This window comes from Microbacterium sp. E-13 (genome assembly GCF_049912955.1).
Classification (GTDB): domain Bacteria; phylum Actinomycetota; class Actinomycetes; order Actinomycetales; family Microbacteriaceae; genus Microbacterium.
This window is the reverse complement of the sequence record NZ_CP183973.1, coordinates 268,651-290,152: the sequence shown is the minus strand read 5'-3', so window position 1 is coordinate 290,152 and position 21,502 is coordinate 268,651. Positions and strand designations below refer to the sequence as shown.

18 protein-coding genes are annotated in these 21,502 nt (G+C 66.9%); 6 read left to right on the top strand and 12 right to left on the bottom strand.

Going from position 1 to position 21,502, the window contains the following annotated elements; translation table 11 throughout:
- Window positions 1–2: 2 nt before the first annotated feature.
- The 3 genes from chvE to mmsB all read left to right on the top strand — a co-directional run bounded on the left by chvE (window position 3) and on the right by mmsB (window position 4,012).
- On the top strand, window positions 3–1,121 hold the full coding sequence (chvE, locus tag ACN9MP_RS01355) for a multiple monosaccharide ABC transporter substrate-binding protein (RefSeq protein ID WP_426323247.1): 1,119 nt from the start codon (window positions 3–5) through the stop codon (window positions 1,119–1,121).
- Between the two features lie 108 nt (window positions 1,122–1,229).
- On the top strand, window positions 1,230–2,756 hold the full coding sequence (gene mmsA, locus ACN9MP_RS01350) for a multiple monosaccharide ABC transporter ATP-binding protein (RefSeq protein ID WP_426323245.1): 1,527 nt from the start codon (window positions 1,230–1,232) through the stop codon (window positions 2,754–2,756).
- A 23-nt stretch (window positions 2,757–2,779) separates the two neighbouring features.
- Complete coding sequence (gene mmsB / locus ACN9MP_RS01345; RefSeq protein WP_426323243.1) at window positions 2,780–4,012, top strand: multiple monosaccharide ABC transporter permease; 1,233 nt, start codon at window positions 2,780–2,782, stop codon at window positions 4,010–4,012.
- Between the two features lie 77 nt (window positions 4,013–4,089).
- On the opposite strand, the gene ACN9MP_RS01340 is transcribed toward mmsB, so the two are convergent.
- From ACN9MP_RS01340 to ACN9MP_RS01330, 3 genes are read right to left on the bottom strand one after another with little or no spacing between them, the layout of a single operon-like run.
- Window positions 4,090–5,652 (bottom strand): sugar ABC transporter ATP-binding protein, encoded by a 1,563-nt coding sequence (locus ACN9MP_RS01340; protein WP_426323241.1) that lies wholly within the window; start codon window positions 5,650–5,652, stop codon window positions 4,090–4,092.
- The gene (locus ACN9MP_RS01335; RefSeq protein ID WP_426323239.1) at window positions 5,649–6,647 is read right to left on the bottom strand and encodes an ABC transporter permease; all 999 of its coding nucleotides are present in this window, start codon (window positions 6,645–6,647) and stop codon (window positions 5,649–5,651) included. Before ACN9MP_RS01335 ends, ACN9MP_RS01340 begins: the two co-directional genes overlap by 4 nt.
- Window positions 6,644–7,978: a sugar ABC transporter substrate-binding protein gene (locus ACN9MP_RS01330; protein WP_426323237.1), complete on the bottom strand. Its 1,335-nt coding sequence runs from the start codon at window positions 7,976–7,978 to the stop codon at window positions 6,644–6,646. Before ACN9MP_RS01330 ends, ACN9MP_RS01335 begins: the two co-directional genes overlap by 4 nt.
- 151 nt (window positions 7,979–8,129) lie before the next feature.
- Here ACN9MP_RS01330 and ACN9MP_RS01325 point away from each other — a divergent pair, with 151 nt between their 5' ends.
- Both ACN9MP_RS01325 and ACN9MP_RS01320 read left to right on the top strand, forming a co-directional pair.
- Window positions 8,130–8,648, top strand: coding sequence for a cupin domain-containing protein (locus ACN9MP_RS01325; protein WP_426323235.1), 519 nt, complete (start codon window positions 8,130–8,132; stop codon window positions 8,646–8,648).
- Window positions 8,645–9,688, top strand: a complete 1,044-nt coding sequence (locus ACN9MP_RS01320) for an alcohol dehydrogenase catalytic domain-containing protein (RefSeq protein WP_426323233.1) — start codon at window positions 8,645–8,647, stop codon at window positions 9,686–9,688. Before ACN9MP_RS01325 ends, ACN9MP_RS01320 begins: the two co-directional genes overlap by 4 nt.
- A 231-nt stretch (window positions 9,689–9,919) precedes the next feature.
- Here the strand turns inward: ACN9MP_RS01320 and ACN9MP_RS01315 are convergent, their stop codons facing one another.
- Window positions 9,920–10,702 carry a GntR family transcriptional regulator gene (locus ACN9MP_RS01315; protein ID WP_426323232.1) on the bottom strand — a complete coding sequence of 261 codons (783 nt, stop codon included), beginning with the start codon at window positions 10,700–10,702 and terminating at the stop codon, window positions 9,920–9,922.
- A 250-nt stretch (window positions 10,703–10,952) separates the two neighbouring features.
- On the opposite strand from ACN9MP_RS01315, the gene ACN9MP_RS01310 reads away from it, so the two are divergent.
- The gene (locus tag ACN9MP_RS01310) at window positions 10,953–11,477 is read left to right on the top strand and encodes a VOC family protein (RefSeq protein WP_426323230.1); all 525 of its coding nucleotides are present in this window, start codon (window positions 10,953–10,955) and stop codon (window positions 11,475–11,477) included.
- A gap of 218 nt (window positions 11,478–11,695) precedes the next feature.
- Here the strand turns inward: ACN9MP_RS01310 and pntB are convergent, their stop codons facing one another.
- The 8 genes from pntB to ACN9MP_RS01270 form a co-directional block, all read right to left on the bottom strand.
- Entirely contained in the window at window positions 11,696–13,114 is a 1,419-nt protein-coding gene (pntB, locus tag ACN9MP_RS01305; RefSeq protein ID WP_426323228.1) for a Re/Si-specific NAD(P)(+) transhydrogenase subunit beta, read from the bottom strand.
- The gene (locus ACN9MP_RS01300) at window positions 13,111–14,787 is read right to left on the bottom strand and encodes a Re/Si-specific NAD(P)(+) transhydrogenase subunit alpha (RefSeq protein WP_426323226.1); all 1,677 of its coding nucleotides are present in this window, start codon (window positions 14,785–14,787) and stop codon (window positions 13,111–13,113) included. The genes pntB and ACN9MP_RS01300 overlap by 4 nt, the downstream gene beginning before the upstream one ends.
- 210 nt (window positions 14,788–14,997) lie before the next feature.
- Window positions 14,998–15,861: a TIM barrel protein gene (locus ACN9MP_RS01295; protein ID WP_426323224.1), complete on the bottom strand. Its 864-nt coding sequence runs from the start codon at window positions 15,859–15,861 to the stop codon at window positions 14,998–15,000.
- A complete protein-coding gene (locus ACN9MP_RS01290; protein WP_426323222.1) occupies window positions 15,858–16,883 on the bottom strand; it encodes a zinc-dependent alcohol dehydrogenase family protein in 1,026 nt (341 codons plus the stop codon). Before ACN9MP_RS01290 ends, ACN9MP_RS01295 begins: the two co-directional genes overlap by 4 nt.
- 67 nt (window positions 16,884–16,950) lie before the next feature.
- Window positions 16,951–18,279, bottom strand: a complete 1,329-nt coding sequence (locus ACN9MP_RS01285) for a hypothetical protein (RefSeq protein ID WP_426323220.1) — start codon at window positions 18,277–18,279, stop codon at window positions 16,951–16,953.
- Window positions 18,279–19,808, bottom strand: coding sequence for a sugar ABC transporter ATP-binding protein (locus ACN9MP_RS01280; protein WP_426323218.1), 1,530 nt, complete (start codon window positions 19,806–19,808; stop codon window positions 18,279–18,281). The genes ACN9MP_RS01285 and ACN9MP_RS01280 overlap by 1 nt, the downstream gene beginning before the upstream one ends.
- Before the next feature lie 18 nt (window positions 19,809–19,826).
- Entirely contained in the window at window positions 19,827–20,900 is a 1,074-nt protein-coding gene (locus tag ACN9MP_RS01275) for a Gfo/Idh/MocA family protein (RefSeq protein ID WP_426323216.1), read from the bottom strand.
- An 80-nt stretch (window positions 20,901–20,980) separates the two neighbouring features.
- Window positions 20,981–21,481 (bottom strand): cupin domain-containing protein, encoded by a 501-nt coding sequence (locus ACN9MP_RS01270; protein WP_426323214.1) that lies wholly within the window; start codon window positions 21,479–21,481, stop codon window positions 20,981–20,983.
- Between the last annotated feature and the right edge of the window lie 21 nt (window positions 21,482–21,502).

Here is a 21,502-nt window from a genome sequence, read left to right as displayed (position 1 = left end):
CAGTGAAAGCGAAGAAGTTGGTGTTCGCCGCGGTGGCGGCGGGCGCACTCCTCCTGTCCGGCTGCGCGGGCGGCGGTGGCGACGGCGGCAGCGGCGGCGGCGACGGCGGCCTGATCGGCGTCGCGATGCCCACCAAGAGCTCCGAGCGGTGGATCGCCGACGGCGATGCCGTCAAGGCCGCGCTCGAGGACGAGGGCTACAAGGTCGACCTGCAGTACGCCGAGGACGACATCCCGACCCAGGTCTCGCAGATCGAGAACATGATCACCAAGGGCGCCGAGGCGCTGATCATCGCCTCGATCGACGGCACCACCCTGTCGGAGGTCCTGCAGACCGCCGCCGACGCCGACATCCCGGTCATCGCCTACGACCGCCTGATCAAGGGCACCGAGAACGTCGACTACTACGCCACGTTCGACAACTTCCTCGTCGGCCAGCAGCAGGCGTGGACCGTCCTCAACGGGCTCGGCCTGACCGATCTCGAGGGCAACCCCACCGACGGCGCGCCCGAGGGCCCGTTCAACATCGAGCTGTTCGCCGGCTCGCTCGACGACAACAACGCGTTCTTCTTCTTCGACGGCGCGATGGACGTCCTGCAGCCCTACATCGACAAGGGCACGCTGGTCGTGAAGTCGGGTCAGACCGACATCGAGCAGGTCGCCACGCTTCGCTGGGACGGCGAGACCGCGCAGAGCCGCATGGAGGACATCCTCACGGCGAACTACTCCGACGGCACCGAGGTGGACGCCGTCCTGTCGCCCTACGACGGCATCTCGCGCGGCATCATCTCGGCGCTCACCGACGCGGGCTACTCGGTCGGCGCGGACTGGCCGATCATCTCCGGTCAGGACGCCGAGGTCGACTCGGTCAAGGCGATCCTGTCGGGCGAGCAGTACGCGACCATCTTCAAGGACACGCGTGAGCTCGCGAAGGTCGCGGCCGGCATGGCCGTCGCCCTGCTCAACGACGAAGAGCCCGAGGTCAACGACACCGAGACGTACGACAACGACGTGAAGGTCGTGCCCTCGTACCTGCTCGCGCCCGTCCCGGTCATCAAGGACAACGTCGAAGAGGCGCTCGTCGAGACCGGCTACTGGACCAAGGAGGAGCTCGGCCTCTGAGCCGGGCATCCGGTCCGCACCGAGACTCGGCGGCGGCGGGGGAACACCCCCCGCCGCCGCCGACACCACTACTCTCTCCCTGTCAGCCCTACGAGGAAGTCGGCGAACGTGACGAACACGATTCTCGAGATGCGTGGCATCACCAAGACATTTCCCGGCGTCAAGGCCCTCTCGAACGTCAACTTCGAGGTGCAGCGCGGCGAGATCCACGCGATCTGCGGCGAGAACGGCGCCGGCAAGTCCACACTCATGAAGGTGCTGTCGGGTGTGTACCCGCACGGCACGTACGACGGTCAGATCATCTACGCCGGCGAAGAGGTCGAGTTCAAGAACCTCAACGACAGCGAGGCGAAGGGCATCGTCATCATCCACCAGGAGCTCGCACTGAGCCCCTACCTCTCGATCGCCGAGAACATCTTCCTCAACAACGAGCGCAAGACCGGCGGCCTGATCGACTGGAACAAGACGAACTTCGAGGCCGGCGAGCTGCTCAAGCGCGTCGGTCTGCGGGACAACCCGACGACGACGATCAACCAGATCGGCGTCGGCAAGCAGCAGCTCGTCGAGATCGCGAAGGCCCTGTCGAAGGAGGTCAAGCTCCTCATCCTGGACGAGCCGACGGCCGCTCTCAACGATGAGGACTCCGACCACCTGCTCGATCTCATCCTCAGCCTGCGGGAGCAGGGGATCACGTCGATCATCATCAGCCACAAGCTGAATGAGATCAAGAAGGTCGCGGACACCGTGACCGTGATCCGCGACGGCAAGACCATCGAGACGATCGCGAAGCTCGATGTCACCGAGGACCGCATCATCAAGGACATGGTGGGCCGCGACCTCGAGCACCGTTATCCCGACCACGAGCCGCAGATCGGCGAAGAGCTGCTACGGGTCGAGGACTGGACGGCGCATCACCCGCAAGACCCGTCGCGGGTCGTCGTCGACAACGTCTCGATCACCGTGCGCGCGGGCGAGATCGTCGGCATCGCCGGGCTCATGGGCGCCGGTCGCACAGAGTTCGCGATGAGCCTCTTCGGCCACTCGTACGGCAGCCGCATCTCGGGCAAGGTCTTCATGCGCGGCAAGGAGATCAGGACCCGTACGGTCGCCGAGGCGATCGCGAACGGCCTCGCCTATGCGACCGAGGATCGGAAGACCTTCGGCCTCAACCTCATCGAGGACATCAAACGGAACATCTCGATGGCATCGCTGGACCAGCTCACCAAGGGCGGCCTCGTGGATGACAACGAGGAGTTCAAGATCGCCAACGAGTTCCGCAAGAGCATGAACATCAAGGCGCCGAACGTGCTCGTCAAGACCGGCAAGCTGTCGGGCGGCAACCAGCAGAAGGTCGTGCTGTCGAAGTGGATCTACTCCGACCCCGACGTGCTGATCCTCGATGAGCCCACTCGAGGCATCGACGTGGGCGCGAAGTACGAGATCTACGCGATCATCAACAAGCTCGCGGCATCCGGCAAGGGGATCATCGTGATCTCGTCCGAGCTGCCGGAGCTTCTCGGCATCTCCGACCGTGTGTACGCCCTCTCTGAGGGGCGGATCACCGGCGAGCTGCCCATCGAAGAGGCCACGCCCGAGTCGGTCCTCAAGCTCATGACCATGGAGAAGCCGCGCTGAGCGGCCCAGCAGGAGACGCAGACATGTCAGACACCATGACCAACTCCGGCACCGCCGTCGGATCCAACATCAACCCGCCCGAGAACAAATTCACGAACTGGCTCAGCCACGTGCTGAGCGACCTCGGCAAGAACGGCATCTTCATCGCGCTGATCGCCGTCGTGGCGCTGTTCGCGATCCTCACCAACGGCATCATCCTGCGACCCCAGAACATCTCGAACCTGGTCGTCCAGAACGGCTACATCCTCGTGCTCGCGATCGGCATGGTGATGGTCATCATCGCCGGGCACATCGACCTCTCGGTCGGCTCGGTCGCCGCGTTCGTCGGCGCCTGCTCGGGCGTGTTCGCCGTGCAGTGGGGCCTGCCGTGGTGGCTCTCGGTGATCCTGTCGCTCGCCATCGGCGCCCTGGTGGGGGCATGGCAGGGCTTCTGGGTCGCTTTCGTCGGCATCCCCGCGTTCATCGTGACGCTGGCCGGAATGCTCATCTTCCGCGGGCTCGCCCTCGTCGTGCTCGGCAACCAGAACATCGGCTCGTTCCCTGCCGAGTACCGCGCGCTGGGCAACGGCTTCCTCACCGGCATCTTCGGCGAGAGCGACCCCGACATCTTCACGCTGCTCATCGGCGCCGTCGCGATCGTCGCGCTCATCGTGCAGCAGGTGCGCACGCGCGCCGGACGTCAGAAGTACGGCCAGGAGGTCGAGCCGCTCACGTGGTTCATCGTCAAGGCTGTGCTGGTGTCGGCCGTCATCGGCTGGTTCACCTGGGCGCTGGCGTCGTACAAGGGCATCCCGGTCACGCTGATCATCCTCGCGATCCTGATCCTGGTGTACGGCGTGGTCATGAACCGCACGGTGTTCGGACGCCACATCTACGCGATCGGCGGCAATCGCCACGCCGCCGAGCTGTCGGGCATCAAGACCCGCCGCGTCGACTTCTGGCTCTTCGTCAACATGGGGTTCCTGGCCGCGCTCGCGGGCCTCATCTTCACCGCCCGTCTGAACCTCGCGGGCCCGAAGGCCGGCGACGGCTTCGAGCTCGAGGCGATCTCGGCCGCCTTCATCGGCGGCGCGGCAGTCCAGGGCGGCGTCGGCACGATCGGCGGCGCGATCATCGGTGGTCTGATCATCGGCGTTCTCAACAACGGCATGTCGATCATGGGCATCGGCATCGAGTGGCAGCAGGCCGTCAAGGGCCTCGTGCTGCTTCTCGCCGTGGCGTTCGACGTCTACAACAAGCGCCGCTCGGGCGTCTGACCGGCACGCGGAACGGCCCGGCCGCCTCAGGGCGTGCCGGGCCGTTCCGCGTCTCCGGGGCCGGCGTGCGGATGCCGTCACGCCACCATGTATGCGACGAGGTCCACCTCGGTCGGCTTCGCGTCCGTCGGCGTTTCTATCGATGCGCGGACGCGCCCCCCGCCCATCACGTGGATGCGCGAGCTCATCATGATGAGTTCGTTGAGGTCGTCCGAGATGAGAAGGATGCCGACGCCGGCCGCGACGAGAGCCCGTAACTGTCCGTAGATGTGTTCCTTCGCACCCACGTCGACGCCGCGGGTCGGGTTGTCGAGCACGAGCACCTTGGGGTTCGCGACGATCCACCGGGCGAGGATGACCTTCTGCTGGTTGCCGCCGCTCAGGCTTCCCACGGGGGCGCGGACGCTCGAGGTCTTCACACGCAACCGCTCCACGAGGTCCGTGGCCTGAGCCGCCTCGTTGGCGGGATGGATCACGGAAGCGGCGGCTCCGCCGACGGGCAACTGCGCGAGAGAGATGTTCCACGTGACGGACTGCGGGAGCAGCGCCCCCTCCTGGGCGCGGTCCTGCGGGACGTACCCCATGCCCGCTCGCACCGCGTCGCGGATGGAGCGTACCCTCTTGCCCGCGAGAGACACCGAGCCGCTGTCTGCCTTCGAGATGCCGAAGATCGCGCGGCCGAGATCCGACTTGCCGGACCCGATCACTCCGGCGAGACCCACGATCTCGCCGGCCTTGACGTCGAACGTGACGTCCGCGAACGCCCGATCGATCGACAGGCCCTCCACTGCCAGGAGGACTTCGGCGCCCGCGTCTACCGGCGCCTGCTCGTTCTCGTGATACAGATGGTCGGCCCTCGCGCGCCCCACCATCACGTGGTGGAGCTCGTCCTCAGTCATGTCGCTCGACTCGCCCGTAGCGACGAGCCGACCGTCCTTGATCACGAGCACGCGATCGCTGTTGTCGAGCAGTTCGCCGAGCCGGTGCCCGACGTAGACGATGCCGGTCCGTTCGCGAGCCTGCCGGACGACGCGGAAGAAGAACTCGGTCTCATCCGCCTGCAGACCCGCCGTCGGCTCGTCCAGCAGCAGGATCGGATGCGGCGTCTCCAAGAGATCCGCGAGAGCGAAGGCCTTGATGATCTCGAGGATCTGCCGGACCGAGAACGGATACGAGTCCACCGGGCGGGTGACGTCGATCCACCCGTGCTCGAACTCTTCGAGGTACGCCCGTGCCCGTCGCTTCATCTCGGCGTGGTTGATCAGCCCGAACGTCCGGAATCGTCCCTCGTGCGTCAGGAACAGGTTCTCGTACACCGCAACGCCGGGGACGAGCGCGAGCTCCTGGAACACGCGGAAGATGCCGTGGCGGTTCGCGTCGCTGTAGCTGCTGAGGCTGACTTCCGACCCGCCGACGGCGATGCTTCCGGCATCTGGCGCCGCGACTCCCGACAACAGGTTCAGGAGCGTGGACTTGCCGGCCCCGTTCTCGCCGACCACGCCGAGGACCTGGTGGTTGCGGACCTCGATGTCGATGCCCTCGAGCACGCGGTTCGTGCCGTAGGTCTTCCCGAGGCCCACACCGCGCAGGAGGATGTCGGGCGCGGCCTCCGCACGTTGTGAGAGCTGAGGCTCGGTCATTTGATCAGACCCACTCGGCTGCGGTCCATCGAGATCGCAACCGCGACGATGACCACGACGCCCTGGATCACGATCTGGAGGAACGGGTGCACGTTTGCGAGCGTCATCCCGTTCGTCAGGATCGTGATGATCAGCACGCCGAGGACGGTGCGCAGCGGACCGCCGACGCCGCCCGTGAGCGGTGTGCCGCCCATCACGACCGCGGCGATCGTCGGGAGCAGGAACGACTCGCCCATGTCAGGGCCGCTTCCGTTGATGCGGAACATGAGCAGCATCCCGCCGAAGCTGGCGAGCACGCCCGCCAGCAGGAAGACACGGAACTTCTGCCACTGCACGGGCACGCCGGAGAGCCGCCCCACAGCCTCGCCGCCGCCGAGGACGTACGTGAAGCGTCCGAACCGAGTGAAACGCAGGACGATGATCGCGAGGATGAGGACGATCAGTGCCCACAGGAAGATCGTGGGCAGCCCGAGCGTGGTCCCGCTGAAGACGCCTGCGAGGGGCGCGCCCACCGGGAGGGGCGTCGACGCCCCGTTCGAGATGAAGAGGCTCACTCCGTTGAACGCGTACAACGTGCCCAGGGTGACGAGGAACGACGGCAGCTTGACGTACGCGAACAGCGTCCCGTTGATCGCGCCCGCGGCGAGCCCGATCAACGGGACCGCGAGCAGCCCGACCGCACCGTGCTCCTCAACAGCGAGCGCTCCGACGACACCGGTCAGCGTCACGACCGACCCTACGGAGAGATCGATGCTTCCCATGAGGATCACGAACGTCTGGGCGACCGCGAGCACCATGAGCACCGAGGCGGCGCTCACGATGTTCAGGAGGTTCTCGGGGTACAGGAAGCGAGGGTTCAAAGCCGTGAACACCGCGACCAGGATCGGGACGATGGCGATCGGGCCCCAGAGGCGAAGCTGCGCCCAGGGCCGCGCACGGCGCGGGGTCAGGGCGCCGGCCGCGACCGATACCTCTCCGCTCGACGTGGTGGTCATACGACGATGTCTCCCGCTCCATCGGTGCAGAGCTCGCGGACCTCGGCAAGCGGGTCCGACTTGAAGTGCGATTCGTACAGGGCGAGCGTGTTCGCCTTGTCGGTCTCCCACTTCTGGCCCTGATATGCCGCGGGCAGCTCGTACCCCGCCGGCTTGCTCGATTCCTGGTACGCCCAGTACAGGCTCGGGTCCATCGGTCCGATGAGGTTCTGCGGGTCCCACGTGTCGGGGTTCAAGACGCGCGACATCCGGGTCCAGTCGTACGGCGCGGGGTCGGCGTACATGATCTCGCCGTATCGCTTGGCGGCCTCCGGGGTGTTCACGCTGAAGCAGCCCCAGTGCATCATCCGCTCGGCCGGAGTCGGCTTCCACCCGTTGAGCGCATCGAAGATGCGGCTGATGAAGTAGCCGCCGAGCCACGCCGGGTGCGTGCACAGCGTCGCGTACACGTCTCCGCTCTCGATGAGCGCGAGGCCCTCCGGCACGCCGTCGCCGGAGACGACGACGACCTTGCCCGCGAGCCCCTTGGTCTTCAGGGCCTCGACGATGGCCACCGTCATGTCGTCGTTGTGAGAGATGATCCCCGCGACGTCGGGATGCTGGACGAGGAGCGCGTCGATCACCGGCCGGGCGTCGGTACGCGACCACCCTCCGGCCTGCTCGGGGACCATCTCGATCCCTGGGAACTTCTTGGCGGCAGCGGCAACGCCGGCGAGACGCTCGTCGTTGATGCTCGCGCCGCGGATGCCGTCGATCTGGATGACCTTGCCTTTTCCATCGAGCTTGCGGAACAGCAGCTCAGCGACGGACTGGAACGTCGCGGGCCCGTTCACGACGCCGAAGGTCAGGTAGTAGTCGCCGATGTCGAGTGGAGTGACCCACGGCGCGTTGTTCCACATGTTGGCCGTGTAGACCTTCTGGTTCTGGAGGGATCGCACGAGCTCGGGCTGGATGCCGTTGTTGCTTGCGATCATCGTGACGCCGCTGATGCCCTGCAGCCCCACCGAAGACAACTGCGACAGCTGAGCGTTCGGGTCGTTGTTGCTGACGGCCTGGAAGTACTTGAGGTTCAGGTCGCCCATCGCGGCCTGAGAGCCCTTGTTGTAGGCGTCGTAATAGACGTTGTCGAGCGTGAAGTACGAGTTCAGGACGTTGAACTCCTTCGATCCGGGGGTCGCGGCCGTACCGCCCGCCTCGCCGGGTGCGCACGCGACGAGACTGCCGCCCATAGCGAACGCCAGACCGCCGATGCCGGCGAACCGCAGGAGATCTCGCCGGCTGAATCCCATCTGGCCTGGCGTGCCGATGAGCCCCTCGATGCTGTTTGCCATATCTACCTCTTCCTCGAGTCGTAGCAACGCGCACAGCACCGCAGTCAAGATCGAGAGGATGCTGTAATTACAGGATGCTAGGACTAGAGTCGCCGTCAGTGCAACCACTGATCGACGACAGCGCTGTCGCGCTGGAAGGGAAGCTACGACGATGAGCACTCGCAAACAGGTGTGGGCGTATCAGGAGATCCCCGAGGATCCCGAGGTGACGAGACTCATGCCGGGGTTCGAGATCCAGTACATGATCGACGGCGACCATGTCGAGAAGAACGACCGAGCGGTGTTCGGGCACTGCGTCTTCCCGCCGGTCTCCCAGCACTCCCCTCATCGTCATTTGAAGGCCGACGAACTGGTCTACGTGATCAGCGGTCGCGTGGTGAACGGGCAGATCGATGAGGACGGTGTCGTCACGGAGTACGAGTGCACCGCCGGGATGGCGACATTCGTCCCGGAGGGGCGGATCCACTGGACCCGCAACCCGTTCGACGAGCCGGCAGAGTTCGTCTTCGTCTATTACGGCGCGAGCTCCCTCGAGGCGAGCGGACTCGTGGACCTGACGGCGGAAGTACCGATCACGAACGACCCGGTGTCCGGCACACGGCACCTGCAACTCGACATCGACCAGGCACAGGTCGACGCGGCCTCCAAGAAGGTGGAGGACGCTGAATGAGCGCGACGATGAAGGCGGTGCGCCTCCCCGGCGGCGGGGTCGTCGAGGTCATCGAGAGGCCCATCCCCCGGCCCGCAGCGGGCGAGGTGCTGGTCAAGGTCCGCGCGTCCGCGATCTGCGCCAGCGATCTCTCCCTGCTCGCAGGTGACGCACTCGTCGGCGACGCATCGAACGTCCCGGGAGCGATCACTCCGGGTCACGAGCCCGCGGGGGAGGTCGTCGGGCTCGGCCCGGGCGTCGATCGCGTCGCCGTCGGCGACCGGGTGGTCGTGCACTTGTCGATCGGCTGCATGCGATGTGCCTACTGCCGTTCCGGCTACATCCAGCAGTGCCCCGAGTGGAAGTGCGTCGGCTTCGACGTGGACGGGGGCGACGCCGAGTACATCGTCGCCCCTCAGGAAGCGTGCCTTCCCTTGCCGGATGACCTCTCCTACACGTCGGGGGCGCTGCTCGTCGACAACTTCGGCACCCAGTTCCACACGCAGCAGCGTCTGGGCATCTCCGGAGCGGACGTCGTCGGCATCATCGGCATAGGCCCGATGGGCGCGGCCGCGGTCGCGACGGCAAAGGGGCGCGGAGCGACAGTGATCGCGCTGGACATGTTCGCACACCGCCTCGATCTCGCGACGGAGCTCGGTGCCGACCTGACGGTCGACGTGAGCGACGGGGGCGCACTGGAAGCGATCATGAGCGCGACGGGCGGACACGGCCTCGAGGTCGCCATCGACTGCTCGGGGAATGCGGCCGGAGAGAACCTCGCGCTGGATTCAGCCAAGAAGCTCGGCAGGGTCGCGTTCGTCGGCGAGTGCTCCAACGTCACGATCAATCCCAGCGAGCAGATGATTCGCAAGGAGCTCGAGGTGATCGGCGCGTGGGTGTTCCCCGTGCAGGACTACTTTGCGATGACGCGGTTCCTGCTCCGCAAGAACATCGTTCCCGAGTCGACGGTGAGCCACCGGATGAGCATCGACGAGGCCCCGGAGGCGTTCGATTCGGTGGCGAACCGTCGCGCGGACAAGGTCGTCTTCACCTTCGACTAGACCGCGTGTCGTGGCCGCCTCCCGGCGAGGGGGGTCGCGGGGGCGGCCGCGCTCACAAGCTCGTGGGTCGCGCGACTGCCGGATGGGCCGGCCACCCCATCCGGCAGTCGTGCGAGGCTCCGTGTCCACCGAACCTACGAGTGGGCGGATGTTCACGCCCGTTCCCGCGCAGCGGCGGCGATGGTGACGCTCGTTTTCCACACGCGGGGCCACTCTTCCCCCGCTCCCGCCTCACGGCGTTGCGAATCCGTGCACGAGCGGGTGGACGACCGCGCCCGGCCGCCTGTCGAGCTCGACTTCGAGCCGGCTCCGGTCTCCCCGGTGGTAGGCGATGAATTCCTCGACGGGATGCCCGTTGACCCCGAAGCTGACGTTCCGGATGACGAGGAGCGCCGAACCGCGCGGGACTCTCAGGCTGCGCGCCAGGTCGGCATCCGCCGTCGTCGCCTCGATCGACCTCCGCCCGCGAGTGAGCTGCACGCCGTACCGGCTCTCCAGCAGGAGGTACAGCGACTGGCGCCGCATGTCCTCGTCGAGGAGCCCCGGCGCGAGAGCGAACGGCAAATGGGTGATGGTGAGGGCCCACGGCTCGCCGTCCAAGAACCTCAGCCGCTCGAGAGCGATGAGCGGCGTTCCCACGTCTACCTGGAGGAGCTCCGCCTGCCGCGACTCCGCCTCGACGACCTCGAGCCGCCGGACTTCGCTGACGAGCTCCGCACCTCGGGCCGCGGCATCCTCGAAGAGCCCCGTGAGCGACTGTGCGAGGCCTTCCACCGTCTTCGGGTGCGCGATGAACGTTCCCTTGCCGTTGACGCGGATGATCACGCCGGCGGCCTCCATATCGGAGAGCGCTTGACGCACGACGGTTCGCGACACCTCGTAGCGGCGTTCGAGCTCATGGTCGCCCGGGATGCGGTCACCGGGTTGAAGACCCCGATGTTTGATGTCCGAAAGGAGTGCTTGCTTCAGCTGGTAGTAGAGAGGCAGCGGGGAGTCGCGGTCCAACTGGGGCAATTTCAGATCCTTGCTAGCTAGCTGCAGGTCGGGCACAGGGGACTTCACTCGACTGCCCACCGTATTTTACGGCGACGGGCCAAGAGGCCGGGTCTCGCCCCTTCCAAAAACTGGCTCGAAATGTAGCTGAACTACATTTTCTGAAGGGATTTTCCGATATCCGTAGAGAACTGGGGCGGAAATGTGGTGCGGAGGAGGCCATTGCGGTAGTTTCACTACTTAGACGTCAGTGAAACAAAGGAGTTGGACAGTGTCTATTCGAGGAATGCACCACACGGCGATCATCGTGCGAGACCTCGACCGGTCGATTTACTTCTACCACGACCTTCTCGGCCTGGATCTGACGCAGGAACCGAGCGACTGGATGGAGGGCGACGACCTGGCGCGCGGGACAGGAGTCCCCGGAGCGCGGCTCCGCAACGCGCTCTTGCGCATCGGGTCGGAGGCGACACTGGAGTTGCTCGAGTACGCAAATCGGCCCGCAGACAACGTCGCACCGCCGGCGCAGAATCGTCTCGGCGCGATGCACTTGGCTCTTCGGGTCGACGACATCGTCGGCAAGAAGGCGGAGCTCGAAGAGGGGGGCGTCGAGTTCCTCGCCGATATCAGCGGCTTCGACGAGGGCGCTCTGGCGGGCTGGCGGTGGGTGTACTTCCACGACCCCGACGGCATCCCGCTCGAACTCGTGGAAGTGGCGTACTCGAACGAGCGAGAGCGACGTGCGCGGATCGCCGAGTACTTGGCTCAGCGGCCCGCCCTCGCGTCACTGACGTAACCGTAGCGGCGCACGCCCCGTCGGAAGCGGTAACCACGGGAGCCGGCTGATCAGGCAGGGGTGGCACGGGTTCGTGCCACCCCTGCTCTGTTCGCTTCCCTCAGCTGACCACAACGCGCCGGGGAGCTGCATCTCGGGATCTCGGGCCGGGTTCCGGCATCCGTTCTCGAAGCGTACGAGGCGGCGCACTGACGCACGCCGCCTCGTAATTCCCGCTTTCACACTCGGGTGAGCTGGAAGAGGATTTCGTCGACTTTCTCTTTCGCGTCGCCGAAGAGCATCTGGGCGTTGTCGCGGGAGAAGAGCGGATTGGGCACGCCGGCGTATCCGGACGCCATGGAGCGTTTGAACACGATGACGTTGTCCGCTTCCCAGACCCGCAGTACCGGCATGCCGGCGATGGGGCTTGAGGGGTCTTCGGCGGCGGCGGGGTTGACGGTGTCGTTCGCGCCGATGACGAGTACGACGTCCACACCGGACAGGTCGTCGTTGATCTCGTCCATTTCGAGGACGATGTCGTAGGGCACTTTTGCTTCGGCCAGCAGCACGTTCATGTGGCCGGGCAGGCGTCCGGCGACGGGGTGGATGCCGAATCTCACGTCCACGCCGCGCTCGCGCAGTTTGGCGACGAGGTCGGCGACGCCGTGCTGGGCTTGGGCGACGGCCATGCCGTAGCCGGGGGTGATGACCACGGTGGAGGCGCCGGCGAGCAGGTCGGCGGCGGCTTCCGCGTCGATCTCGCGGTGCTCGCCGTGCGCCTGGTCGCCGTCTGTGCGGGGCGCTGCGATGCCGAACCCGCCGGCGATGACCGACAGGAACGACCGGTTCATCGCCTTGCACATGATGTACGACAGGTAGGCGCCGGAGGAGCCGACGAGCGCGCCGGTGACGATGAGCAGGTCGTTGTTCAGCAGGAACCCGGCGGCGGCGGCCGCCCACCCGGAGTAGCTGTTGAGCATGGAGACGACCACGGGCATGTCGCCGCCGCCGATCGAGGCGACCAGATGCCAGCCGAGCGCGAGCGCCAGCAGCGTGACGGCGACCAGCAGCCACAGCTCGGGGGTGATCACGTACCAGACCGTGAGCACCAGGAACAGGGCCAGCGCGCCGAGGTTGAGGGCGTTCTTGCCGGGCAGCATCAGCGGTTTGGACGAGATCCGGGCGGAGAGCTTGAGGAACGCCACGATCGACCCGGTGAAGGTGACCCCGCCGATGAACACGCCGATGAACACCTCGGCGTGGTGGATGTCGGCCAGCGCCCCGGTCAGCCCGGTGTCGGAGAGGGCGCCGTTCCAGCCCACCAGCACCGCGGCGAGCCCGACGAACGAGTGCAGCAGCGCGATCAGCTCCGGCATCCCGGTCATCTGCACGATCCGCGCCCGCCACAGCCCGATCGCCGCGCCGATCAGCACCGCCACGACCAGCAACGTCAGCCCGAGCGCCCCGGACGGGGTGTCCCAGGCGCCGGCGGCGACCAGCACCACCGTCGCGATCAACGCGATCGCCATCCCGATGATGCCGAAGGTCACCCCGCGGCGGGAGGTTTCGTGTTTACTCAGCCCGGCGAGGCTGAGGATGAACAGCAGCGCCGCGACGATATACGCCGCCCCGGCGATCTGACCGGCGACCGCGATCATCGGGTCTCACCCTTCTGGAACATCGCGAGCATGCGACGGGTCACGGCGAAACCGCCGAAGATGTTGATCGACGCCAGCAGCACCGCCACCGCGGCAAGGACCTGCACGGTCAGGTCGGGCAGCGTGATCTGCACCATCGCGCCGACCACGATGATGCCCGAGATCGCGTTCGTCACACTCATCAACGGCGTGTGCAGCGCGTGCGCGACATGACCGATCACGTAGAACCCGACCACGACCGCCAACGTCAGCACCAGGAAATGCTGCGGCAACGGCGGCGGCGCGAACGCGCACACCGCGAACAGTCCCGCGATCCCCGCCACGATCAACCCCGCCCGGGTGCCCGCCGACAACGGCCTCCTCCCCGCCACCGCCCCGGTCGCCGAGCCCGCCGCAGCGCCCTGGGGGGCAGCATCCGTCGCCGTCACCGCCGGGGCGGCGGAGACCTGCACCGGCGGCGGCGGCCAGGTCACCGCACCGTCACGCACCACCGTGACCGTCCGCTGCACGACATCATCGAAGTCCAGCACCAGCTGCCCGTCCTTACCCGGGGTGAGCAGCTTCACCAGGTTGGCCAGGTTCGTCGCGAACAACTGCGACGCCTGCTGCGGCAACCGCCCCGGCAGATCCGTATACCCCAGGATCACCACACCGTTGTCGGTCACCACCCGCTCCCCCGGCACCGACCCCGCCACATTGCCGCCCTGGCCCGCGGCCATATCGACGATCACACTGCCCGGCTTCATGCTCGCCACATCCGCGGCGGTGATCAGCCGCGGCGCCGGCCGACCCGGGATCAACGCCGTGGTGATGATGATGTCCACCTCCGCAGCCTGCTCCGAGTAGATCTCCGCCGCCCGCCGGTCATACGCCTCACTGGTGGCCTTGGCGTACCCGTCCGACGAGACCTGCTTCTGCTCGTCGGGGACCACCACCTCCAGGTACTCGCCACCGATCGACCTGACCTGGTCGGCGACCTCCGGCCGCGGGTCGGTCGCCCGCACGATCGCACCCAGGCTCGACGCCGCCCCGATCGCCGCCAGCCCCGCCACCCCCGCACCCGCGATCAGCACCTTCGCCGGCGGCACCTTGCCCGCCGCGGTCACCTGCCCCGTGAAGAACCGGCCGAACTCATGCGCCGCCTCCACCACCGCCCGATACCCCGCGATATTCGCCATCGAACTCAACACATCCATCGACTGCGCCCGCGAGATCCGCGGCACCGCATCCAACGCGATCGCCGTGATCCCCCGCGTCGCCAGCGCCTCCACCAGCTCCGGCCGCAACCCCGGGCTCAACATCGCGACGATCGTCGCCCCATCAGCCAGCCGGTCGATCTCCCCCGGCGTCGGCGGATTCACCTTCAACACCACCGGCGACGACCACGCCCCCGTCCCGCGGATCACCGTCGCCCCCGCACGCACATACGCCGCGTCCGGGAACGACGACGCCGCCCCCGCCCCCGACTCCACGACCACGTCGTAACCGAGGGCGATCAACTTCGGGACAGTATTCGGAGTCGCCGCGACCCGGGACTCCCCAGGCCCTTCGGCGACGATGCCAATGCGGTTTGCAGCAGCCAAGACTTCTCCTTTACGTATTCGTCGTGCCCCCGTCTCGCTGATGCGCGTGGGCACATTCATCGGCGAGGGTGCGACGGAGAGATGCTTCATGTGCGTGGAGTCGCTCTTCGTCGAACCACGAGTACCGGAGCGAGCGTCGGAGTGCACAGTAGTGCGCCCACCGCCTCACGTTCTGGGGCGCGAATCCCTCGAAGTGGCGGGCGCCATCCCCTCAGCGCGCGCCCTACCGGCCGTCCTGCTCACAACCGGCACGACCGGCAGGCAGAGCGTTCGCCCGCTGTCGCGGACTCGAGCGAACCCTCAGGAGCCGGATGCGAGCTCGCGCTCCAGGAACGCCAGGCCCTCGCGGGCGAGCGAGTCCATCGAGTCCGCCCAGGGACGCCAGAGTGAAACGGCCTTCGCGATCTCTTTCACATCCGGCAGGAAGGACTCGATGACGATCGATCCGTTGTAGCCGATGTCGTCGAGTGCCGCCCAGACGCCGGTCCAGTCGATGTGTCCCGTTCCCGGAGTGCCGCGGTCGTTCTCCGACACCTGGAAATGGAACACATGGCGTCCCGCTGAGCGGATCGCGCCGGCGATGTCCTTTTCCTCGATGTTCATATGGAAGGTGTCGAGCATGAGTCCAGCGTTGGGCAGCCCGATCAGTTCGACGAGTTCGACGCCCTGCTCGACGGTGTTCACCAGATCCGTCTCGAACCGGTTGAGCGGCTCTATGGCCAGTGCCACGCCGCGTTCACCTGCATACTCTGCGACCTCCCGCAGGTTGACGGCGGCCCACGAACGCTGCAGCTCCCGGTGCGCGGGAGGCAGCAAGCGCGTCTTCCCGGTCGCTGAATACATCGGCCCCGCGACGTGGGGCGATCCCACGGCGGCCGCGATGTCGACACAGCCCTTGAGGTAGTCGATCGCGCGGCGGCGGACCGCGGGGTCCTCGTGCGACACATCTCGGTCCGGGCCGAAAGCGCCGCAGATAGAGATGGGCAGCCCGGTTCGCGACGACGCGGCGATGAGCGCGTCCGCTGTGAGGAGCGCGGGGTCCTCGACGCAGACCTCGATGAGGTCGAAGCCGACATCCTTCGCATAGTCGAACTGCTCGACGTCGCCGTCCGAGAACGGGGACGCCAGCACGAACGAGCTGATGCCGAGCGGATACCGGCTCACGACGCGCTCCCTGGGACGATGACGGTCTTGATGCTGCTGCTGTCGGCCACAGCGGCGAGCGCGTCGGCGTATTGGTCGAGGCCGAACGAGTGCGTGATCATGCCGGTGGTGTCGACCCGGCCCGAACGCAGGGCCTTCAACGCGCGGTCGAACGAGAACTGCTGTGCGAACGACCCCTTGATCGTGAGCTCGCGGCGGAAGACCTCGTAGGGCAGGATGCCGAGCTTCGCCTGCTCGGCCGCCATCCCGTAGACGAACACGGTGCCGCCCGTGCGGGTGAGCGGGATCGCGTGCTCGAGCACCGGGATCGCACCGGTCGCGTCGATCACAACGTCATACCCTTCCCCTCCCGTGCCCTCGAGGAGCTGCGCCGTGAGGTCGGCACCGCGCTCGATCTGGACCGTGTGGTCGGCGCCGGCGCGGGCAGCGCGCTCGAGCTTCGCAGCGGTGGGCGCCGCGACAGTGAGCGTGTTGGCCCCGGAGTTTGCAAGCAGCTGCGTCAGGAGGAGGCCCGTCGGCCCGGCCCCGATCAGGAGCACGTCCGAGCCACTCTTGAGCTCGAGCATGTCGAGGCCGTGTACGACGCACGCTGTCGGCTCGGCGAACACGGCCACTTCGGGGGCGAGGTCGTCGACCGCAAAGCACCGGTTCGCGTCGGTGACGACGAACTCCGCGAAGCCGCCGGGGGCATTCACTCCCTGTGCGATCAAGTGGCGGCAGAACGCCGGCCGTGCGCGGCGGCACTCGATACAGCGGCCGCAGGAGGCCGTATTGTCGAACGCCACGCGCGTGCCGGTCGGGAGGCCCGCCACGCCGGCGCCGAGAGCGGCGACCTCGCCGACGACCTCGTGACCCGGCGTCAAGGGGTATGTCGGCCCGAACTCGCCCTCGTGGATGTGCAGATCGGTGCCGCAGACGCCCGCGACGAGAACACGCAGGAGCACCTCTCCCGGGCCCGGCTCGGGGGTCGGGATCTCGGCGAGTGACCACTCGGTGGGCCGGTCGTAGACGATCGCTTTCATACTTTGTCGCTCACTTTCGGGGCTGCGCTGCGATGCGCGGTGCGTGGAAGGATGCCGGCTATGGGGATCAGATCCGGACCATCTGGAGGCCGAGGACGGGCCCGATGACGTCGAGCCGGCGCTGGATGTCGCCGACGGCGAGCACCGCGTGGTGCGACGCCAAGTGCTCCTCGAACCGGTAACCGTCCTCGACCCGGAGAACCGCGCCGTTGAGGCAGTCGGAGTTCTCGTACTGCTCGTAGTTCGTCAGCACGGCGGGCGTCACGACGAACGAGTCCATCGTGCTCGTGATCTTCACGACCGTGAGGTCGCCCTCGGGGATGCGTCCGTCGATCATGTGGGCCAGGGGGTCGACGATCTCGAGTACCCGGGGGCGAAGTGTCCACTCCGTGGCCCACGACTGCGGAATGACGCCGACGAATCCGCAGTGTGCCGTGAGTATGTGGTTCTGGGGCTCATCCACCGTCGGGAAGTACGGGATCTTCTCGTGCTTGAGCGCCGCGTCGCCCATCAGGAAGGGGTAGAGATTCGTCATGATCGCGGGGGTACGGAGCGATTCCCACGTGATGTACTGCGTGATCATCGACGTCAGGTCGGCCTCGCAGCCCCAGATGAGGCCGCGCTCCTCGAACAGCAGATTCCACGCGAGGCACGGCGTCGTGCGTGCCGTGGCGGACTCGTTGAGGCAGTTGATGCCCGCCGCGATGACGCCCGGCGTCTCGTCGAGCTCGTCGTCGAGGGCGAGCTTGAGGCGCAGCGCCTCCATGCGCGCGCGTCGCACGAGAGCATGGTCCATCGGCACGCCGGCCGACACACGCTGCAGCTCGTCTTCGACGCGCTGCTCCGGGATGCTGTCGGCACGGGCGACGAGCTCCTTGTAGCTGCGATGCTCGACCGTGACGCCGAAGGTGCGCTGCAGATCCTGCACGCACTCGTCCTCCCACCAATAGAAGCGCTTGAAGATGTCGGGCTGCTTCCCGGCCCCGAGATTGTCCTGATATGCGAGCATCCGGCCGGACGCGAGACGCGTCTTGACCCCGAGTGCTCGGCAGACATCGTGGAACTCTTGCAACGACGTCGGCGCGACAGTCTCGACGCCTCGCCGGCGCAGGTAATCGCGGATCTCCCAGTCCCACATGCTGACGGTGCCGAACTCGCTCGTGACGACGAGGATGGGCAGGGTGAGCGCCTGGAACTCGGCGAGCGAGCGGTACGCGACGCCGCTCATGTCGGGGACGATCACGGCATCGGCGTCGATCCCGGGGGCCCGGCCGATCTGCACAGGCTCGAGCCAGTCGATCGATCGGCCGCCCAGGAGCTGCAGTTCCGCGAGCTGACGGCGGAACGAGTCCGTCGGGTGCTCTTCCAGGTAGATGGGCAGCAGTCGCGTGGACATCAGGCAGTCACCTCCGTGGGGAGGATCTCCCCGGTGGCGGGGGCCATGACGGCCTCCTGGGTCAGTTCGTTCTTCGGTACCTCGGCGACGATCCGGCCCTGCCGCATGACGAGGACTCGGTCGCTGAGGAGGAGCACCTCGGGCAGCTCGGAGCTCACGAGGAGCACCGCCATCCCCTGTTCGGCGAGACGTGCAACCAGGCTGTGGATCTCGGCCTTGGCCCCGACGTCCACGCCCTTGGTCGGCTCGTCCAGGATGAGGACCCGCGGGTCACGAGCGAGCCAACGGGCGATGAGCACCTTCTGCTGGTTCCCGCCCGAAAGAGTGGACACGCGCACGCCAGAGGATGCGGCCTTCACGGAGAGCTCGGCGGTGTAGTGCTTGTCGATCGCGCTCTCCCGCGCACGGCTCAACCACCCGCCCGGCGACACGGAGCGAAGAGCGGCGAGCGTCATGTTGTCCCGCACGCTCAGCTGATCGACGAGCCCCTGCAGGTGGCGCTCCTCCGGGACGAGCCCGATGCCGGCGTCGACGGCGCTGGTGACGTCGCCCGGCCGCAGCGTCTTGCCGTCGACATCCACCGTGCCGCTGTCGTACTTGTCGGCGCCGAACACCGCCTGCACGACCTCGGTCCGACCCGCGCCGGCGATGCCGGCGAGGCTCACGATCTCTCCCGCGCGCACCTCGAACGACACGTCGTGGAACAGTCCGGTGCGGGTGAGATTGTGCACACGGAGGACGGGCTCGCCGATCGTGCGCTCGGGGATGGGCGGATCCTTGACCTCGCGGCCGACCATCATCTTGATGATCCCCTGCGCATCGAGGTCGGCCGCCGGCGCCTCGCCGATGTACCGGCCGTCGCGCAGCACAGTGACCCGGTCCGCGATGTCGAGCACTTCGTCGAGCCAGTGCGACACGAAGATGATCCCCATGCCGTCCGCCTTCAGCTTGCGGACCAGGTCGAGCAGGCGAGTGACCTCCGGCGGGGAGAGCGCCGTCGTCGGCTCGTCCATGATGAGGACGCGGGAGTCGAGCGAGATGGCGCGCGCGATGTCGATCTCCTGCGCCTCGGCGGGCGAGAGCTCGCGGGCGAGCTTGTCGGGCGACAGGTGCGGCGCCACGTCGGCGAGCACTTCGAGCGCGCGCTTGCGCACACGTCGCTGGCTCACCCATCCGCCCTTCGTGGGCCACGTGCCGAGCATGACGTTCTCGGCGACCGTCATGGCCGGGACGAACTGGCGCTTCTGATAGATCGTCGCGATGCCTGCCTTGATCGCGCCCGTGGGCGACGCGGACAAGGGCTGCCCGTCGATCAGGACGGTCCCGGAGTCGGGCGTCTGCACCCCCGACAGGATGCTGATCAGCGTGGACTTGCCGGCACCGTTCTCGCCGCACAGAGCATTGACCTCGCCGGCGTTGAGCGTCAGCGCGACGTTGTCGAGCGCGCGCACGCCCGGGAACGACTTGCTGACCCCTTCCACCCGGAGAAGCGGCTGGGCCGCGCCGGAAGAGACGGAATCGTTCGACATCGTGAAGTCCTCTTCCGTCTATTCGGCGGCCTGCGGTCGCGAGCCCTCGCTGCGCAGCCATTCTTCGAAGTCGATGGCCTCGCCATCGCGCTTCGTGGACTCGACCGCCGCGAGCACGAGCCCGAGGGAACGGATGTTGTCACCGCCCCACGTCTCCGGCTGGCGGTTCTCGGAAACAGCGGCGATGAACTCGTCGATCGTGCCGAGCCGCTCTTCGTACTGAAGCGTGTCGAGCGGGATCTCGAGCGTGTCGTTCTCTCGCTCGAGCGCGCCGGTTCGGAACACCGTCTCGCCGATGACGTTCCCGTGCGGGAAGAGCACGACCTTGTTGAAGTCCCATGAGAGCGAAGCGTGGGTGCCGTGCAGCTCCCACGCTCCGTCCCAGGATGTCGTGGGCCGGCGGGCGTGCCACGAGCCGACGTACGAGATCTCGGCGCCGTCGGCGGTCGTGAACTGAACGTTCGCGCTTGCGTTGCCGGCGAACCTCGACCACGACGGGTTGAAGCTGCGCGCGCGGACCGTGGCGGGCTCGAGCCCGAAGATGCCTCGGATGTAGTCGAAATGGTGGATGGACATGTCCACGATGAGCGGCTCGTCCATCTCGACCCGGAACCCCTCGAACGCCGGGTCCTTGAAGAAGCGGCCGTACACGGACTCGATCGTGCCGAGCGCGCCTTCCTCGATGAGCCGCTTGACCGTGCGGGGGCCGCGACGGAAGCGGAAGCTCTGCGTGACCATGACCTTGCGGTCCGCTTCCCGCGCCGCGTCGATGACACGTTGCGATGCCGCGATGGAGGTCGTGAACGGTTTCTCGACCATGACGTGCAGACCCGCCGCGAGCGCCTCGAGCGCGACCGCCTCGTGCACGTGCGGAGGCACGACGACGAGCGCGGCGTCCGCCTCGACGCTCTTGATCGCGTCGCTGAAACTCGTGAAGCGGCGCTCGGGAGCGAGCCCGATGCGGTCGCCGACCTCTTTGAGCGCCGGCTCACTGATGTCCACGAGCCCGACGAGCTCGGTGCGGCCGTTCGTCGCCACCACGTTCGCCCAATCGGCTCCCCAGAACCCGAGCCCGACCTGGATGATGCGCATGCGTGTCCTTTTCTTCGTTCGCGGGATTCCCGCGTGGAGGGATGACGGTGGGCGCCGGGTCACCGGCGCCCACCGGGGGATCAGACGTACTTCGCGAGGTTGGTGTCGACCTTCGCGTCGTGCACGAGCACGCCGCTGACCTCGACGTTCTCGATCGGGACCTCTTCCGTCAGATCGACGTAGACGCTCTTCTCGAGGCTCGGCGCACCGTAGTAGGCGAACACGAACTCGGCGGGCTCGTCGTACGGGTTGCGCGTCCAGTGGATCTGGCGCTTCGGGACGAACGTCGCCATGCCGGGACCGCACTCGGTCTCCGAGATCGTGCCGTCTTCGGTGACCGAGCCGTTCACGACGCGGCCGCTGATGACGTACACGACCTCCGCGGCAGCCAGGTGGCGGTGCGGGAAATGCTGCGAATTGGGCGGGAAGACGCAGTGACCGAACACGGTCTCGTTGTTGTTCTCGGTGGTCTCGTCCGTGATGATGTACTGGATCTCGAAACCAGGCATGAGCCGAGCGGTCTCTTCGTCCTCTTCGATCTCGTCGAAGTGCCACACGGTCTTCTTGGCGTACTCTGCCACTTTCTCTCCTTCTTCTCGGGG

Bases quoted from the DNA above. Each gene is read 5' to 3' on its own strand.
- ACN9MP_RS01300 (WP_426323226.1), bottom strand. From the start codon at position 14,787: ATGAAGCATCTCTCCGTCGCACCCTCGCCGATGAATGTGCCCACGCGC.
- ACN9MP_RS01325 (WP_426323235.1), top strand. From the start codon at position 8,130: ATGAGCACTCGCAAACAGGTGTGGGCGTATCAGGAGATCCCCGAGGAT.
- pntB (WP_426323228.1), bottom strand. From the start codon at position 13,114: ATGATCGCGGTCGCCGGTCAGATCGCCGGGGCGGCGTATATCGTCGCG.
- ACN9MP_RS01280 (WP_426323218.1), bottom strand. From the start codon at position 19,808: ATGTCGAACGATTCCGTCTCTTCCGGCGCGGCCCAGCCGCTTCTCCGG.
- ACN9MP_RS01275 (WP_426323216.1), bottom strand. From the start codon at position 20,900: ATGCGCATCATCCAGGTCGGGCTCGGGTTCTGGGGAGCCGATTGGGCG.
- ACN9MP_RS01330 (WP_426323237.1), bottom strand. From the start codon at position 7,978: ATGGCAAACAGCATCGAGGGGCTCATCGGCACGCCAGGCCAGATGGGA.
- ACN9MP_RS01320 (WP_426323233.1), top strand. From the start codon at position 8,645: ATGAGCGCGACGATGAAGGCGGTGCGCCTCCCCGGCGGCGGGGTCGTC.
- ACN9MP_RS01290 (WP_426323222.1), bottom strand. From the start codon at position 16,883: ATGAAAGCGATCGTCTACGACCGGCCCACCGAGTGGTCACTCGCCGAG.
- ACN9MP_RS01285 (WP_426323220.1), bottom strand. From the start codon at position 18,279: ATGTCCACGCGACTGCTGCCCATCTACCTGGAAGAGCACCCGACGGAC.
- ACN9MP_RS01340 (WP_426323241.1), bottom strand. From the start codon at position 5,652: ATGACCGAGCCTCAGCTCTCACAACGTGCGGAGGCCGCGCCCGACATC.
- mmsB (WP_426323243.1), top strand. From the start codon at position 2,780: ATGTCAGACACCATGACCAACTCCGGCACCGCCGTCGGATCCAACATC.
- ACN9MP_RS01335 (WP_426323239.1), bottom strand. From the start codon at position 6,647: ATGACCACCACGTCGAGCGGAGAGGTATCGGTCGCGGCCGGCGCCCTG.